Source organism: Cryobacterium sp. TMT2-15-1, from assembly GCF_004402345.1.
GTDB lineage: Bacteria > Actinomycetota > Actinomycetes > Actinomycetales > Microbacteriaceae > Cryobacterium > Cryobacterium sandaracinum.
This window is the reverse complement of record NZ_SOGD01000059.1, coordinates 114,977-129,623: the sequence shown is the minus strand read 5'-3', so window position 1 is coordinate 129,623 and position 14,647 is coordinate 114,977. Positions and strand designations below refer to the sequence as shown.

Here is a 14,647-nt window from a genome sequence, read left to right as displayed (position 1 = left end):
GGGCGGCTTCGAGTGATCGAACCCCGGTCAGAAGAAGCCGTCGGGGGTGCCGGCAGCCTTCTCGACCGCCTCGGTGCCGATACGCGCGGCGGCGAGCTGGGCCATCGCGACGCGCAGGCCGGATTCCAGCTGGGCGGCCCAGACCTCGGTCTCGCGGCTGGCGGCGGTGGCGGCATCCGCTCGGGCGATAGCCTTCTCCTTCTCGGCGCGTTCGCTGCGCACCTGCTGGATGCTCAGGGTGATGCCGTAATAGGCGGCCACCATCGAGGCGATGGGCGTGGCGAATACGGCCAGGGCGTTGATGCTCTCGCTCGACACCCCCACCAAAAGCATCACGATGAAGGCCACGGCGAGGGCTATGATTCCGACCAGGACGACCAGCGCGGTGCGCTGGCCGGACGTGATCGTGAGGTGCCCGACGCGCCTGGGCGCGGGCTGGGCCTCGGGCGCCTGAGGCTCTTCCAGAGGCTCGAGCGTCTCGGTCTGATCGGACAGGGGCATCGACCGGGTGGGCGTGCTGGTCGAGGAGAAATCAGTCATGGTGAGGGCTCCGTCGTCAGAGTGCATCGGGGGAATAGGCGGTGGGGTCATTGTCTGCTGCCGATTCGGCGCGGTCAAGGCGGGCATCCGGGTCTTCGTTGAGGAAGACCCGTTTGTAGCTGCGCCCGTCGGGGAGTTCGACCGTTCGGCCGGCCAGCTTGCCACGGCTCAGCTTCAGGTAGATCGCCTGCGCGGTGACCCCCAGCTGCGCAGCTGCCTCGGACACGGACAGCCCGGGCAGATCGATGGGCACGGCGCTGGGGCGTGCGGACCGCTTGCGTCCGGCCGCCTGCCGGGCGGCGATCTCCGCATCGGTGCCACTCCAGCGCCACTTCGCCGCAGCCGGTTTCAAACCGGCGGCGTCGGCGATCTCGTCCCAGCCCGCTCCCCCGCTGAGGGCGTCGCGCACACCGACCAAAGTGGCCGGGTCGGCGTCGAGCTCGAAAAGCAGGGAACGGATGGCCCCCAACCGCTCGAGCGGCGCCGACCCCGGGGCCGTGTCGAGGGTTACCAGGTGCGACAGGGCAACCCGGGTGGATGGTGCGAGAAAATAGCCCATGGCGTCTCCCGGGGACTCAGCCCCGGTGCAGGGATGACGGGAGGTGTGCCTCCGGGCCGGCTTCGCCGCCGATTGCCGCCGCGAGGCGTTCACGGGCACGGGCGAGGTGTTCGTCGAGCAACTCGGCGGCCGCGGGGCCGTCGCCCTCCCCGATCAGCTCGAGCAGGCGCTGGTGTTCGGCCTGGATCAACGCGGTGTCGAGCAGGTTCAGCGACTGCACCCGCACCATGCACAGGCGTACCTCGCTGACCAGAGAACGGTACATCCTGCTGATCCGCTCGTTGCCGACGGCGTCGATCAGACTGGTGTGGAAACGCATATCGGGTTCCACGACGTCGAGGGCGGAGCCGCCAGCCACGGCCGCGATGTCGAGGTTGGCCTGCACGGCCCCTTCGGGGACGGTGCGGGTGAGGGCCAGGCGGCGCAGCACCTCGCTTTCGAGGTAGGCGCGGGCCTGGTAGATGTCGCGCACGGAGTCCGGTCCGAGCTCGGCGACGCGGGCGCTCTTGTGCGCCCCGCGCACCAGCAGTCCCTCAGCGACGAGTTTCTCGATCGCCGCCTTTGCCGTGGGGCGGGCGACGTCGTAGCTCGCGGCCATATCGGTCTCGGTCAGGGCCGCGGCGGAAGTCAATTCGCCTTCAAGGATTCGGGTTCGCAGGTCGTTCGCGATGGCATCCACAATCGACGTTGCCGTTACGCGCGCTGTCACGGGGCCTGCCTTTCTAAGGTGTGATCTCATCTTGACAGACAAAAAGACAGTTTACATTGACTTACTTGCATACTTGCTAGACAATCATTGAAGTGTCACGACGGCGTGACCACGACCTCAGTGTGGAGACCCAATCTTTCAACAGATACTCGATCCGATTCTCGGATCCCTCGTCCTGTCGGCCATCTGCGCCGCATTGCCGCTGATTCTCCTGTTCGTCCTTCTCGGCGTGTTCCGGGTTAAGGCGCATCAGGCGGCTCTGGCCAGCCTGCTCCTCTCGGTCGTGCTCGCCGTCATCGGCTGGCAGATGCCCGTCGGCCAGGCGCTGAGCGCCACGGCGGCGGGCGTCTTCTACGGCCTCTTCCCGATCCTCTGGATCCTGGTCAACGCGCTGTGGATCTACAAGCTCACCGTAGCCACCCCCTGGTTCGAGGTGCTGGGCCGCACCATCCGTTCCATCTCCAACGACCTTCGCATCCTGGCCATCCTGATCGCATTCTGCTTCGGTGCCCTGCTCGAGTCGCTCGCCGGATTCGGCGCCCCGGTCGCCATCTCCGCCGCCATGCTGATGGCCGCGGGTATGAAGCCGCTCAAATCCGCCATGGTGTCACTGCTGGCCAACACGGCCCCGGTGGCATTCGGCGCCATGGCCGCCCCGATCATCGCCCTCAACGGCGTCACCGGCCTGCCGATCCAGGACCTCGCCTCGATGGCCGGCCGCCAGACGCCGTTCATCGCCGTGATCGTGCCGCTGATCCTCGTCTTTATCGTCGACGGCAAGCGCGGCGTGAAGCAGACCTGGCCAGTGGCCGTGGTCGCCGGTCTCGTCTTCGCGCTGTCGCAGTTCGTCACCGCCAACTTCTTCGCCGTCGAACTGACGGATGTCGTGGCCGCCGTCGCCACCGTTGCCGCCGTTCTGGTCATGCTGCGTTTCTGGCAGCCGTCCGAGGCCATGGGTCTCAATGACGACGTCGACCTGGCCGGTGCCGAGAACCTGGTGAGCACGGCCGTGGGTTCGGCAGTACCCGCATCCGCCATGCGCAGCACGCCCACCACCGCCCTCAAGTCGGCGCGACGCTCCGCCGACAGCCCCGACCTGACCGACACCACCCGCCCGGAACCCCGTCAGGTGTGGAAGGCCATCGCCCCGTACCTGATCATCATGGGCATTTTCTCGATCGCGCAGATCCCGGCCGTCAAGGCCTGGCTCGGTACCGTGGGCAGCGTCACCTTCGCCTGGCCCGGACTCGACGTGACCGACGCGGCCGGCGACCCGGTTCCGGCCACGACCTTCAAGCTCGACCACCTCAAAGCCACCGGCACCCTGCTGCTCTTCTCCGGTCTGATCACCATGGCGCTCTACAAGATCTCGTTCCGCCAGGGCCTCAAAATCTACGGGGACACCCTCGTGCAACTGCGCTGGACCATCGTCACCGTCACCGCCGTGCTGGCACTCTCGTTCGTGATGAACCTGTCCGGCCAGACCGCCTCCCTCGGTGCCTACCTCGCCACCGCCGGCGCGTTCTTCGCCGTGATCTCTCCTCTGATCGGCTGGATCGGTGTGGCCTTGACCGGCTCCGACACCTCGTCCAACGCGCTCTTCGGGCAGCTGCAGGTCACCGCCGCCAATTCGACCGGCCTCTCGCCGGTGCTGATGGCCGCCGCCAACTCATCGGCCGGTGTGCTGGGCAAGATGCTCTCGCTGCAGAACCTGGCCGTGGCCGCCGCCGCCGTCGGATTGGTGGGAGCGGAGGCCCTGCTCTTCCGCAAGTTGGTCGGCTGGAGCCTGGGGCTGCTCGTGCTGATCACGGTTTTGATCGTGCTGCAGTCCACTCCGGTCCTCGGCTGGATGGTGCCGTAATGGCCCGCCGCGGCACGGCGGTCACCCCCGCCCAGGCGTTCTCCGGTCCCGCAGCTGCGCCTGCATCCGCCGGGATGCTGGGTGCCCTCCGCGCCGCGGTGTCAGACCCGGCCCAGGTCAAGACCCGGGCGATCGACCTGCACGCCAACGCCCACGACGCCTCGCATTTTCTACTGGTACCGCAGGCCGTCGTCGTGGCCGCCAACGCCGGCGAGGTCGGCAAGCTGCTGCGCGCCAGCCGGGCGCAGGGTGTGCCGCTCACGCTCCGCTCCGGCGGCACCAGCCTGAGCGGCCAGGCACTCACCGACGGCGTGCTCGTGGATGTGCGCCGCAACTTCAAGCAGATCGAGGTGCAGGACAACGGCGCCCGGGTGCGGGTCCAGCCCGGCGTCACCGTGCGTGCCCTGAACGCCCGCCTGGCGAAGTACGGCCGCAAATTCGGCCCGGACCCGGCGAGCGAATCCGCCTGCACCATCGGCGGAGTCGTGGCCAACAACTCCTCCGGAATGGCGTGCGGCACCGTCGACAACGCCTACCAGACCCTGGAATCGGTCACGGTGGTGCTGCCCAGCGGCACCGTCGTCGACACCGGGGCGACGGATGCCGACGCGCGCCTCCGCACCCTCGAACCCGAGCTACACGAGGGTCTGCTGCGGCTGGCGAAGCGGGTGCAGGGGAACCCTTCCTCCGTGGCGACCATCCGGCACCAGTTCTCGATGAAGAACACCATGGGCTACGGCCTGAACTCCCTGCTGGACTTCGACCGGCCCGTGGACATCCTGGCTCACCTGATCGTGGGCAGCGAGGGCACCCTCGGGTTCGTCGCGGAGGCGGTCTTCCGTACCGTCCCGCGGCCGACTCATACCGTCACCGGCCTGCTGGTCTTCCCCGACCTGGAAACCGCCAACGCGGCCCTGCCCGCCTTGGTGGGAACCGGTGCGGCCACCCTCGAGCTGATGGACGCCCTGTCGCTCAAGGTCGGTCAGGGCCTGGACGATGTTCCGCCGGTCGTGCGCGACCTCGTGGTGCGGGACCACGCCGCCCTCCTGATGGAGTACCAGACGGACAACCCGGAACGGCTGGCGGAGCTGCAGCACGCGGGCATGGGCATTATGCCGGGGCTCGGGCTCAGCGCCCCGGTCGAGTTCAGTGCGGATTCCGCGACCCGCGCTCAGCTGTGGCACCTGCGGAAGGGGCTCTACGCATCCGTCGCCGGCGCCCGTCCGCAGGGCACCACGGCGCTGCTCGAGGACGTTGTCGTGCCGGTGGCCGCTCTGGGTCGCACCTGCGTGGAGCTGATCCGGTTGTTCGACAAGTACAGCTATCGCAATAGTGTGATCTTCGGCCATGCCAAAGACGGCAACATCCACTTCATGCTCACCGACGGGTTCACCGGCACGACCGAGCTGGAACGCTACAGCGCCTTCACCGAGGACATGGTGGACCTGGTGCTCGGCGAGGGCGGCTCGCTCAAGGCCGAACACGGAACCGGCCGGGTGATGGCTCCCTATGTGCGGCGCCAGTACGGCGACGAGCTCTACGACGTCATGCGGAAGATCAAGACTTTGTTCGACCCCGCCGGGATGCTCAACCCCGGAGTGCTGATGAATGACGACCCTGAGGTGCACCTGCGTGACATCAAGCTGGTGCCGCCCGTCGCCGAGGTGGTCGACAGCTGCGTCTCCTGCGGTTACTGCGAACCCGTCTGCCCCAGCCGGGACCTGACCCTGACCCCCCGCCAGCGCATCGTCACCCTGCGCGCCATCGAACAGGCCCGCCGGGGCGGCGACCTGGCTCTGGCCGCCGAGTTGGAGAAGGACTTCGTCTATGACGGCGTGGAGACCTGCGCGGTCGACGGCATGTGCCAGACCGCCTGCCCGGTCAACATCAACACCGGCACCATGATGAAGCAGATCCGGCGCGGCGAGACCGGGCCGCTGATCAACGGCGTCTGGAACACCGCGGCCAAGAACTGGGGTGCGGTCACCCGCGGCGCCGGGCTGGCCCTCACCGTGGTGCGCAAGATCCCGGCCCCGGTGCTGATGGTACCCAACAAGCTCGGCCGAGCCGTGCTCGGCACCGACACGCTGCCGCTCTACTCGAACGAGCTGCCCGGTGGTGGCGGCAGCCGCTCCCGCCCGGCTCCGACCCTGGCCCCGGAGGCCGTTTACTTTCCGGCCTGCGTGCAGACCATGTTCGGTCCGGCCACCGCCGGCACTCCGGGGGTGCAGGTCAGCTTCGAGCAGCTCTGCGACCGCGCCGGCATCACCTTGGTGGTTCCCGACGGCATCGACGGGCTCTGCTGCGGCACGCCGTGGTCGTCGAAGGGGCTGAAGGCCGGCGAAGAGGCCATGCGGGCCAAAACCCTCGCGGCGCTGCGCACGGCGACCCGGAACGGCGAGCTGGCCATCATCTGCGATGCCTCCTCCTGCACCGAGGGGCTGCGGCAGACGATCGAGGGTGACCTGAACGAGCCGCCCCTGCGGGTGGTCGACGCCGTGCAGTTCACGGCCGAACGCATCCTGCCGTCACTGCCCGAGTATCGGAAAATCGAATCGCTCGCGCTGCACCCTACGTGTTCCTCCACCCGGATGGGCATCAACGACAATCTGCAGACCCTCGCGGGTGGGGTGGCCGAGACGGTGCAGGTTCCGGAGAACTGGGGCTGCTGTGGGTTCGCCGGGGACCGTGGCATGCTGCATCCCGAGCTGACAGAGTCCGCCACCCGGGCGCAGGCGGCCGATGTCGCGACGATGGACGCCACGGCGTTCGTGTCGTGCAACCGCACCTGTGAGCTCGGGCTGACCCGGGCCACCGGCAAGGAATATCGCCACGTGCTCGAGCTGCTGGAAGAGGTGACCCGGCCCGACGCCGACGGTCCGGACGCCGCCGAGCCTCGTCTGGCGGAAACCGGCGCCGTGTAGGCCCGCGCCCGCTGTGGCGCACGGTGCGGAAGCAGGCGCACGGTAGAACGTGTGCCTGCTTCCATAGGGTGCGCCACGAGCCTGGGTTTCGAAGCGAGGTACGAGCCGGGGGGGGGCTGGGGGCTCGGACTACTCCGGGGTGCCGAGCACCGCGACGGAGTGCGGCGCGAGTAGGACTGTGGTCGGGGTACGGGAGAGGACCGCGTCGCCGACGGCGGCGAAGGATGCCAGGAGCGCCGGGGCATCCGTCGGCACGTCACGCGCCTCCGTGCCCAGGTTGACCAGGATTTCGGTGTCGCCGCGGCAGAGCCGCAGCCACCGCTCGTTCTCGTCGACGTCGACCGCGACCCGGCCGAAGCGCGGGTCCGTGATGTCCGGACGGGACCGCCGCAGCCAGCCCAGAGCCCGGTAGAAATCAAGCAGGCGCGCGTGGGCCGGCTGGGACACCTCATCCCAGTCCAGTACCGACCGCTCGAACGTGGCCGGGTCCTGCGGGTCGGGCACCACGGCCGGGTCCCAGCCCATGCGCGCGAACTCGCCGATCCGGCCCGTGCGGACGGCCTCGCCGAGTTCGGGTTCCGGATGCGACGTAAAGAACTGCCAGGGTGTGCTCGCCCCCCATTCCTCGCCCATGAACAGCATGGGCGTGAACGGGCCGAGCAGGGTCAGCGTGGCGGCGATCGCCAGCTGCCCGGCGTCGAGGGTCGCACTGAGGCGGTCGCCCGTGGCCCGGTTGCCGATCTGGTCGTGGTTCTGGTTGTTGACGACGAGGCGCCAGGCCGGCATCCGTGCGGTGTCGATCGGGCGGCCATGGGTGCGCCCGCGGAAACTGGAGAAGGTGCCGTCGTGGAAGAACCCGCGGGTGAGCACTTTCGCGAGGGCGCTGAGCGGCTCGAAGTCGGCGTAGTAGCCCGTGGTCTCGCCGGTGACCGCCACGTGCACGGCGTGGTGGAAGTCGTCGCTCCATTGGCCGGTGAGCCCGTAGCCGCCGGCGTCCCGCGGCGTGATCAGGCGCGGGTCGTTGAGGTCCGACTCGGCGATCAGGGTGAGCGGGCGCCCGCAGGTGGCGCTCAACACATCGACGTCGACGGCAAGTTCCTCGAGCAGGTGCAGGGCGTGGTCGTCCCGCAGGGCGTGCACCGCATCCAGCCTGAGCCCGTCGACGTGGTAGTCGCCCAGCCACATCAGGGCGTTGTCGATGATGTAGCGGCGCACCGGGTCGGAGTCGGCCCCGTCGAGGTTGAGGGAGGAGCCCCAGCCCGTGTCGCCCCTCTCGTTCAGGTACGGACCGAACTGTGGCAGGTAGTTGCCGCTCGGGCCGAGGTGGTTGTAGACCACGTCCTGGATGACACCGATTCCGGCCTGGTGACAGGCGTCCACGAACCTCTGGTAGGCGGCCGGTCCGCCGTACCCCTCATGCACGGCGTACCAGAGCACCCCGTCGTAGCCCCAGTTGTGGGTGCCGTTGAAGGCGTTGACCGGGAGCAGCTCCACGAAGTCGACGCCGATCGAGGCCAGGTGGGCCAGCCGGCCCGCCGCGGCGTCAAGGGTGCCCTCCGTGGTGAAGGTGCCGAGGTGCAGCTCATAGATCGTGCTGCCGGCCAGCTGGCGGCCGGTCCAGGCGCTGTCCTGCCAGACGTGCGCGCCGGGATCGAACGTGCGGCTCTTCGCGTGCACGCCGTTCGGCTGGTGCCGGGAGCAGGGGTCGGGGAAGGGCCCCTGGCCGTCGATCAAAAAGCCGTAGTCGACGGGCTCATCGGCACGGCCCTCGGCGGGCTCGGTCACCGATCGGGGTGCGTGCCACCATCCGTCGCCCCGCGGGGTCATCGGCACGGTCTGGTCGGCGAGTTCGACCGCCACGGCCGAGGCGTTGGGAGCCCAGACTTCGAATTCAGCGGGCATGGTCGGAACCTTCCAGGTCGGTCGTGCGGGTCAGGTCGGCATCGTCGGCCGGCACCAGCAGGGCCACCGGGTAGCGCCCCAGCAGGGCGGCCACGTGGACGGATCCGCCGGGGTGGCGCTCCCCGGTCAGCAGGTCGACGACCGGCCCGCCGGCCAGGACCACGATCGTGTCTCCCCAGCCGCCGGCGGCCGCGAGCCCGAGCGGCAGCCGGGTGGCGATGGTGACCGCGCCGCCGCGGTCGAACGCGATCACGTGGTCGGCGGCGGCGCCGAACGCGGGGACCGGACTGTGCCGGTAGAAACGTTGGGGTTCGTCGCGGCGCAGCCGGAGGGCGCGCGTGGTGACCAGAAGTTTCGCGGCGCCGGTCTCATCGACGGGCGGCAGCCAGCCGTCCTGCACCCGGGCCAGGTAGCCGCGCCTCAGGTCGTAGTCGACCGGGCGGCGGTTGTCGGGGTCGACGAGGGAGGTGTCCCAGAGCTCGCTGCCCTGGTAGACGTCGGGCACCCCAGGGGCCGTCAGCTGCACGAGCTTGTTCGAGAGCGCGTTGCTCCAGCCCGCCTGGCGTACCCGGTCGACGAACGCGGTGAGCGTCTGCGTGACCACCGGGTCGTTGAAGGCGGCGTTCACGAGGCCGCGCATCGCCGTCTCGAACTCCGCGTTCTGGCTGGTCCAGGTGGTCGACGTGCCGGCCTCCCGAGCCGCCTTCTCCGCGTAGGCGATGAGGCGTTCCGGTGTGGCCGGCCACGATCCGACGATGGCCTGCCAGAGCAGGTTCTCGAACGGGGCGTCGCCGAGGGGCGCGGTCGCGCGCAGGGTGCGCAGGGTGCTCTCCCATTCGGCCGGGATCTCGGCCAGCACCGAGATCCGGGCGCGCACATCCTCACTGCGCTTGGTGTCGTGGGTGGAAAGGGTCGTCATCGAGGCCGGGAAGGTGGCCTGACGGGTCTGCTGGCGACGGTGGAATTCGGCCATGTCGACCGCGAACTCCCCCGGGTCGGCGCCGACCTCGTTCAGGGAGGTGAGCCGACTGAAGCGGTAGTACGCGGTGTCCTCGACACCCTTGGCCATCACCATGCCCGAGGTCTGTTGGAAACGCACGGCCAGCGGATGCCCGGGGTCGCCGAGCAACGGAAGCAGAGCCTCGATCGCGTGGCCGAGGTCGGGCCGGTGTCGAGCCGCCTCGACGCCAGCGTGGCGCAGCTCGTCGACGCCCACCGGCAGGTAGGAGCGGTAGACCGGGAAGCAGGCCAGGAGTTCGGCCAGGGCGTCGACCGTGGTCAGTTCGGTGGTGGCGTCGCCGCCGGGGACAAGTCGGGCCAGGCGCACGACCTCGGCCTGGAGGGTGCGGTCCGCGATGACGCGCTTCCGCGCGTGCACCAGGTCGGCCCAGTCCGCCGGCGGCGCGTCACCGGTCGGCGCCGCGGCCTCGGCCTGCAGCCGGGCCTCGAGTGCGTCGAGCACGCCCTGCCCGGCCGGGTCGACGAGCAGCCGGTCGAAGTCGGCGAGGGCGTCGTACCCGGTCGTGCCGGCGGTGGCCCAGCTGGTGGGCAGCTGTTCGTCACCCTCGAGGATTTTCTCGACGAGAACGTAGGCTCCGTCGGTGGCATCCCGCAACCGATCGAGGTAGCCGGCCGGGTCGGCGAGGCCGTCGGGGTGATCGACCCGCAGCCCCTGCACGAGGCCGTCCTGCACCCAGCGCACGATCTCCCGGTGGGATTCGTCGAAGACCCACGGAACCTCGACCCGGAGGCCGGCCAGGGTGTTCACGGAAAAGAACCGGCGGTAGTTCAGTTGCGCGTCCGCAAGGCGCCAGTTGACGAGTTCGTAGTGCTGCCGTGCGTGCACGACGCGGCCGTCCGCGCCGCCGTCGGCGCTGCCCGGGGCGAGGGGGAACCGGTGGTCGTAGTAGTGCAGCTCGTCGCCGACCACCTGGAGGCGTTCGAGTTCGCTCACTCCGTGCGCGTCGTCGCCGAGCACGGGCAGCAGGATCCGGTCGCCGTTCGCGGCCCAGTCCACGTCGAAGGCCTCCGCGTAGCGCGACGCGGGGCCGTGCTGGAGCAGGTTCCACCACCAGAGGTTGCGGTGCGGGGTCGCGACGCCCATGTGGTTGGGCACGATGTCCACCAGGATGCCGCGCCCGGCATCCGTCGCGGCCGCCGCCAAGCGGGTGAGCGCCTCGGCTCCGCCCCGCACCGGGTCGATGCGGGAGTGGTCGACGACGTCGTAGCCGTGGTCGGAGCCCTCCTCCGCAGCGAGCAGCGGGGACAGGTAGAGCCAGTCCGCTCCCAACTCGGTCAGGTAGTCGAGCACCCCTTCCGCGGCCGCCAGGTCGAACGCGGCCGTGATCTGCAGACGGTAGGTGGTGAGCGGAATTTTCACGGCTGGACCAGGTGCGCCGGGTCGATCACGGGGATCGTCCCCGTCATCAGCCCGGCCAGGGAGGCCGCGACGGAGTGGTCCGGCGTGGTTTCCGGAGCGTGATACGCCCGCAGCACGACGAGGGAACGCGACGTCACCGTGTGCAGGGACCCGGCGGGCCGCGGGACCGCGTCGGCGCCTTCGCCCGCCGTGTCGACGACAATCTCCCACGCCGGGGCGTACTCGGCCGAGGGCAGGGTGAACTCGACATCCTCGGCGTCTGCGTTGAAGCAGACCAGGAAATTCACGTCGGTCACCACCCGACCACGGACGTCGCGCTCCCGGATGCCGTCGCCGCTGAGGAACATGGCGACCGTGCGGGTGAGGTGCTCGTCCCAGTCTTGGGGCTGCATTTCCTGCCCGTCGGGGGTCAGCCAGACGAGGTCGCTCATCGGGTCGCCCGCGGCGCGGTGACCGGGGTGGCCGTTGAAGAAGCTGCTGCGGCGGAACGTCGGGTGTTCGCGGCGCAGCCGGGAAACGGCGGCCGTGAACTCGATCAGCGGCTGGTCAGCCTCCGACCAGTGGATCCAGCTCAGTTCATTGTCCTGAGCGTAGGTGTTGTTGTTGCCGTTCTGCGTTCGGCCGAGCTCATCGCCGTGCAGGATCATCGGCACACCCTGCGACAGGAGCAGGGTGGCAATGTAGTTGCGTTGCTGCCGGGCCCGCAATGCCAGGATCTCCGGGTCATCCGTCGGCCCCTCGACCCCGGAGTTCCAGGACCGGTTGTGCGATTCGCCGTCCTGGCCGTTCTCGCCGTTGGCGTCGTTGTGTTTCTCGTTGTAAGAGACCAGGTCGGAGAGGCTAAACCCGTCGTGCGCGGTGACAAAGTTGATCGAGGCGACGGGGCGGCGGCCCGAGTGCTCGTAGAGGTCGGCGGAACCGGTGATGCGCGACGCGAACTCGCCCAGCGTCGACGGTTCGCCGCGCCAGAAGTCACGCACGGTGTCGCGGTACTTTCCGTTCCATTCCGTCCACTGGGCCGGGAAGTTGCCGACCTGGTACCCACCGGGGCCGACGTCCCACGGCTCGGCGATGAGCTTGACCTGGGACACCACCGGGTCCTGCTGCACGAGCTCGAAAAAGGTGGAGAGCTTGTCTACGTCGTAGAGGTCCCGGGCCAGAGCCGAGGCCAGGTCGAACCGGAAGCCGTCGACGTGCATCTCGAGAACCCAGTAGCGCAGCGAGTCCATGATCAGCTGCAGCGAGTGCGGGTGACGCACGTTCAGGGTGTTGCCGGTGCCCGTGTAGTCCATGTAGTACCGCTTGTCGTCGTCCATGAGTCGGTAGTACGCCTCATTGTCGATGCCCTTGAACGAGATCGTCGGGCCGAGGTGGTTGCCCTCCGCGGTGTGGTTGTAGACCACGTCGAGGATGACCTCGATACCGGCGTCGTGCAGAGAACGAACCATGCCCTTGAATTCCTGCACCTGGTTGCCGAGGTCACCGGTGGAGGAATACGCGTTGTGCGGGGCGAAGAACCCGATGGTGTTGTAACCCCAGTAGTTGTTCAGGCCCTTCTCCTCGAGGGTGCCGTCGTTGACGAACTGGTGCACCGGCATCAGCTCGATCGCGGTCACACCGAGTTTCTGCAGGTGGTCGATGACCGACGGATGCGCCACGCCGGCGTACGTGCCGCGCTGTCCTTCCGGTACCGCATCCTGCAGCTTGGTGAGGCCCTTCACGTGGGCCTCGTAGATCAGGGAGGCGCTGTAGGGCGTGCGCAGGGGCCGGTCTCCCACCCAGTCGAAGAACGGGTTGACGACGACGCCGAGCATCATGTGCGGGGCTGAGTCCTCGTCGTTACGCGAATCCGGGTCACCGAAGTTGTAGGAGAACAGGGACTGGTCCCAGTCGATCGTGCCGCAGGTGGCCTTGGCATAGGGATCGAGCAGGAGCTTGTTGGGGTTCGCCCTGCTGCCCGCGGCGGGGTTATAGTCGCCGTGCACGCGGTAGCCGTAGCGCTGCCCCGGTTGGATGAGGGGCAGGTAGCAGTGCCAGATGAACGCGCTGGATTCGACCACGTCGATGCGGGTCTCCACGCCCTGTTCGTCGAAAAGGCAGAGCTCAACGCGGTGGGCGGCTTCGCTGAACAGGGCAAAGTTCGTGCCGCTGCCGTCATATGTTGCGCCGAGCGGGTACGCAGTACCGGGCCAGGTTTCCAAAGGGTGCTCCTCGTGCTACGGGTCTCGTGCTGTCGACACACCGACCGCGCCGGTATGCCCACAAGTACGCTACAGTCTGCCGGGCCCCGTCCACGCCCGATCCGTTTTCGCGGGTGACCGATCTGGGTATCACGCCGCTGTGAATGCGGTCGTGTCATCATCCTCGGCGCACCGGCCGGCGGAGCACCGTGCCCGGTGTCGAACCGATTCGCCGGAGATTGTTGGAAAAAAAGGCGGGTCGACGGGGTACTGCAAGCCGGAGCGGGCAGAATCTCCGTCGAATTCGTTCCGCGCACTGTGACGAGCCTCGTACTCTGGCGTTCCGCGATCACCCGCTCACGTCGTCGGCGCGGTCGGCAGCCACCAGCTCCCGCACGAGCGGTGCCACCTCGGTGCCGTAAAGCTCGATGCTGGTCATCAGTTTCTCGTGGGAGAGCGTGCCGAGGCTGTATTTGAGGTCGAAGCGGGCGAGCCCCAGCCCCACCGCCGTGGCGGCGATCTTCCTGGCCACGGTCTCGGGTGAGCCCACGAACAGGGCGCCGTCCGGGCCTGCGTCGTGTTCGAAGCGCTCCCGGGTGACCGGACCCCAACCGCGCTCGCGTCCGATCCGGTCCTGCATGGCGGCATAGTGCGGCCACATTTCCTCCCGGGCCTGGACATCCGTTCCGGCCACATATCCCGGGGAGTGCTCGCCGATCGGGCGGGTCGGCTTCTCGAACTGGGCCAGCGCACGGTGGTAGAGCTGGACCAGTGGCACGAAGGCTAGCGGTGAGCCGCCGATGATGGCCAGCATCAGCGGCAGGCCGTAGTGCGCGGCGCGCACGACTGACTGGGGGCTGCCGCCCACGCCGATCCAGGTGGTGAGGGATCCGGATTCGGTAGGCGGGAACACCCGCTGGTTACGCAGGCCGGCACGGGTCTCGCCCGACCAGGTGATGGGCTCCTCCGTGAGCAGCTCGGTGAAGAGGTTGAGCTTTTCCTCGAATAGAAGCTCATATTGCTCCAGCTCCAGGCCGAAAAGCGGGAACGACTCGGTGAAGGAGCCGCGACCCAGGATGACCTCGGCACGCCCGCTGGAGACCGCGTCGAGGGTGGAGAAGCGCTGGAAGACGCGCACCGGGTCGTCGGAGCTGAGAACGGTGACCGCCGACCCGAGACGGATGCCGGTGGTCTGCCCGGCGATCGCGGCCAGAACAACCTCGGGGGCGGAAACGGCGAAATCCTCCCGGTGGTGCTCACCGATCCCGAAAAAATCCAGGCCGACCTGATCGGCCAGCACACCCTCGGCCACCACGTTGCGCAGCGTCGCCGCCTGGGACAACCGGGCCCCGAAGGCGTCAAAGGTAACGTCACCGAAGGTATCCAGCCCGAGTTCGAACTTCTTTTTCATCTGGTGCGTGCTCCTCGCCGTGGTCGGTACATTCGACAAACTGTATGCAAATGCATTCAAAGTTCAAACCGCGGCCGTCCCGGGAATATTCCGAGCCCGACCTGAGGTTCAAGGCGCCCCGCCAGGGATGGAGGCCGCCGGCGAGCCTGACCGAGGGGGCAGAATGGGGTCAGGTGCCACC

Annotated in this window: 9 protein-coding genes; 2 read left to right on the top strand and 7 right to left on the bottom strand. The window is 68.5% G+C overall.

Annotated elements, in window-relative coordinates; translation table 11 throughout:
• Positions 1–27 precede the first annotated feature (27 nt).
• The 3 genes from E3O62_RS15950 to E3O62_RS15940 are packed head-to-tail and all read right to left on the bottom strand — an operon-like array spanning position 28 to position 1,838.
• Positions 28–540 carry a hypothetical protein gene (locus E3O62_RS15950; RefSeq protein WP_134399191.1) on the bottom strand — a complete coding sequence of 171 codons (513 nt, stop codon included), beginning with the start codon at positions 538–540 and terminating at the stop codon, positions 28–30.
• Between the two features lie 16 nt (positions 541–556).
• Positions 557–1,099, bottom strand: a complete 543-nt coding sequence (locus E3O62_RS15945) for a hypothetical protein (protein WP_134399189.1) — start codon at positions 1,097–1,099, stop codon at positions 557–559.
• 16 nt (positions 1,100–1,115) lie between these two features.
• Positions 1,116–1,838, bottom strand: coding sequence for a GntR family transcriptional regulator (locus E3O62_RS15940; RefSeq protein WP_370448399.1), 723 nt, complete (start codon positions 1,836–1,838; stop codon positions 1,116–1,118).
• Between the two features lie 103 nt (positions 1,839–1,941).
• Here E3O62_RS15940 and E3O62_RS15935 point away from each other — a divergent pair, with 103 nt between their 5' ends.
• Entirely contained in the window at positions 1,942–3,669 is a 1,728-nt protein-coding gene (locus E3O62_RS15935; protein WP_134393889.1) for an L-lactate permease, read from the top strand.
• Between the two features lie 74 nt (positions 3,670–3,743).
• Complete coding sequence (locus tag E3O62_RS15930) at positions 3,744–6,593, top strand: FAD-binding and (Fe-S)-binding domain-containing protein (RefSeq protein ID WP_134399273.1); 2,850 nt, start codon at positions 3,744–3,746, stop codon at positions 6,591–6,593.
• A 129-nt stretch (positions 6,594–6,722) separates the two neighbouring features.
• Here the strand turns inward: E3O62_RS15930 and treZ are convergent, their stop codons facing one another.
• From treZ to E3O62_RS15910, 4 genes are all read right to left on the bottom strand, one after another.
• The gene (gene treZ / locus E3O62_RS15925) at positions 6,723–8,495 is read right to left on the bottom strand and encodes a malto-oligosyltrehalose trehalohydrolase (protein ID WP_134399187.1); all 1,773 of its coding nucleotides are present in this window, start codon (positions 8,493–8,495) and stop codon (positions 6,723–6,725) included.
• Positions 8,485–10,875: a malto-oligosyltrehalose synthase gene (treY, locus tag E3O62_RS15920; RefSeq protein ID WP_134399185.1), complete on the bottom strand. Its 2,391-nt coding sequence runs from the start codon at positions 10,873–10,875 to the stop codon at positions 8,485–8,487. Before treY ends, treZ begins: the two co-directional genes overlap by 11 nt.
• On the bottom strand, positions 10,872–13,076 hold the full coding sequence (gene glgX / locus E3O62_RS15915; RefSeq protein WP_134399183.1) for a glycogen debranching protein GlgX: 2,205 nt from the start codon (positions 13,074–13,076) through the stop codon (positions 10,872–10,874). The genes treY and glgX overlap by 4 nt, the downstream gene beginning before the upstream one ends.
• Positions 13,077–13,404: 328 nt before the next feature.
• On the bottom strand, positions 13,405–14,466 hold the full coding sequence (locus E3O62_RS15910; protein ID WP_134393894.1) for an LLM class flavin-dependent oxidoreductase: 1,062 nt from the start codon (positions 14,464–14,466) through the stop codon (positions 13,405–13,407).
• Positions 14,467–14,647 lie beyond the last annotated feature (181 nt).

What these genes read in the sequence shown, in the direction of transcription:
- E3O62_RS15945 (WP_134399189.1), bottom strand. Translation starts at nt 1,099, where the DNA reads ATGGGCTATTTTCTCGCACCATCCACCCGGGTTGCCCTGTCGCACCTG.
- E3O62_RS15950 (WP_134399191.1), bottom strand. Translation starts at nt 540, where the DNA reads ATGACTGATTTCTCCTCGACCAGCACGCCCACCCGGTCGATGCCCCTG.
- E3O62_RS15940 (WP_370448399.1), bottom strand. Translation starts at nt 1,838, where the DNA reads ATGAGATCACACCTTAGAAAGGCAGGCCCCGTGACAGCGCGCGTAACG.
- E3O62_RS15930 (WP_134399273.1), top strand. Translation starts at nt 3,744, where the DNA reads ATGCTGGGTGCCCTCCGCGCCGCGGTGTCAGACCCGGCCCAGGTCAAG.
- E3O62_RS15910 (WP_134393894.1), bottom strand. Translation starts at nt 14,466, where the DNA reads ATGAAAAAGAAGTTCGAACTCGGGCTGGATACCTTCGGTGACGTTACC.
- treZ (WP_134399187.1), bottom strand. Translation starts at nt 8,495, where the DNA reads ATGCCCGCTGAATTCGAAGTCTGGGCTCCCAACGCCTCGGCCGTGGCG.